This window comes from Promineifilum sp. (SeqCode) (genome assembly GCF_041918635.1).
In the GTDB taxonomy this organism is placed as follows: Bacteria; Chloroflexota; Anaerolineae; order Promineifilales; family Promineifilaceae; genus Promineifilum.
The window spans coordinates 1-1980 of record NZ_JAYRVJ010000553.1 but is presented as its reverse complement, the minus strand read 5'-3'; the positions used below and the strand labels follow the sequence as shown (position 1 = coordinate 1980).

The 1980-nt window shown below is 71.4% G+C and carries 2 protein-coding genes; both read left to right on the top strand.

The annotated features are described in order from the left end of the window. Window positions 1-1248, top strand: a 1248-nt coding sequence (locus tag ACE3UY_RS16595) for a CocE/NonD family hydrolase (RefSeq protein ID WP_374688605.1), incomplete at its 5' end; no start/stop codon positions are given. Between the two features lie 177 nt (window positions 1249-1425). Further along, a partial coding sequence (locus ACE3UY_RS16590; RefSeq protein ID WP_374688604.1) for a P1 family peptidase occupies window positions 1426-1980 on the top strand: 555 nt, incomplete at its 3' end.

Genomic DNA, 1980 nt, shown 5'->3' with positions numbered 1-1980 from the left:
GGGCCGCGCAAGGGGCTGATTGGGCCGTGGATCCACACCTTCCCGGAGGTGGGCCAGCCCGCGCCGGCCATCGGCTTCCTGCAGGACAGCCTGCGCTGGTGGGACCACTGGCTGAAGGGGCGCGATACGGGCATCATGGACGAGCCGATGCTGCGCTGCTGGATTCAGGACAGCGTCCCGCCGGCCGGCCACTACGCGGAGCGCCCCGGCCGCTGGGTGGCCGACCCGTCCTGGCCGTCGCCGCACGTGGGGGAGCGCGTCTACTACCTCAACGGCGGCGCGGCCGGCCTGCTGCAGGACGCGCCCCGGCCGGAGGTGGCCCTGCCCATCGCCGGGCGCGAGGGGGACGCCCTCGACGTGGGCGGGTGGGGCAGCTATGGCACGCCGGGCGAGTGGGCCGGCGACCAGCGCCCGGCCGACGGCGCGTCGCTGGCCTTCACCAGCGCGCCGCTGGCCGAGGCGGTGGACATCCTGGGCTATCCCGAACTCGACCTGGAGGTGAGCGCCGACCGGCCGCTGGCGCTGGTGGCGGCGCGGCTGTGCGACGTGGCCCCCGACGGCGCGTCGACGCTGGTCAGTTGGGGGCTGCTCAACCTGGCCCATCGGGGGAGCCACGAGTTCCCGGAGCCGCTGGAGCCGGGCCGCCGCTACCGCGTGACGGTGCAACTGAACGTCACCGGCCACCGCCTGGCCGCCGGCCACCGCTGGCGGGTGAGCCTGACGCCCACCTACATCCGCCACGCCTGGCCGTCGCCGGAGCGGGTGACGCTGACGGTCTACGGCGGGGCGGGGTCGCGGCTGCGGCTGCCCGTGCGCCGGCCCCACGCGGGGGACGGCCGGCTCGCGCCCTTCCCGCCGCCGGAGATGGCCCCGCCCCTCCCTCACGAGGTGCTGCGGACGGGCAGCGCCCACAAGACCATCAGCCGCGATCTGGCGACAGGGGAAAGCGAGTGGCGGTTGGAGAGCGACGGCGGGCGGCTGCGCTACACCGGCTCGGGCATGGAAGTCGAGGACTGGGTGTGCGAGACGTATACCGTGCGGGATGGGGAGCCGCTGTCGCTGCGGGCGCACATCCGGCACGCGCTGGCGTTGCAGCGGGGGACGTGGCGGGTGCGTGTGGAGACAGCCAGCGACATGACGGCCGACGCGACGCACTTCCACCTGAGCCACCACCTGGACGCCTACGAGGGGGAGACCCGCGTCTTCACCCGCGCCTCGACCCAGTCCATCCCCCGCCACCTGGTTTGACGAAGATATGATCCGCAGATTTGGCAGATTGGGCAGATTAAGAGCTCACGCAAAGGTCGCCAAGAACGCCAAGCATACAAATCTCTTTGCGCGCTTGGCGTTCTTGGCGTGCTTTGCGTGAGCCTCTTCAAATCTGCCGAATCTGCCAAATCTGCGGATAACTTTCTGGAGTATGCTATGACGAGACTGCGCGATCTGGGGATCCGCATCGGCCACTTCCCGACCGGCCCCCACAACGCCATCACCGACGTGCCCGGCACGCTGGTGGGCCACACGACGATCATCCACGACGAGCCGCGCGTGGCCCGCACCGGGGTGACGATCATCATGCCGCGCGGCGGCGACATCTGGCGCAACCCCGCCTTCGCCGCCGTCCACTCGTTCAACGGCTGCGGCGAGATGACCGGCGCGCTGTGGATCGAGGAGTCGGGCCAGCTCTCCTACCCCATCGCCCTGACCAGCACCCACCACGTGGGCACTGTCCACGAGGCGATCATCGCCTACGGCCAGGAGCGCGGCCACATGGAAGCATCCGGCCTGCCCGTGGTGGCCGAGACGTGGGACGGCTGGCTGAACGACATGGACGGCTTCCACCTGAAAGCGGAGCACGTCCGCGCCGCGCTGGACAGCGTGGCCGGCGGGCCGGTGGCCGAGGGCAGCGTCGGCGGCGGCACGGGCATGATTTGCCACGAGTTCAAGGGGGGCATCGGCACGTCGTCGCGGGTGGTCGAG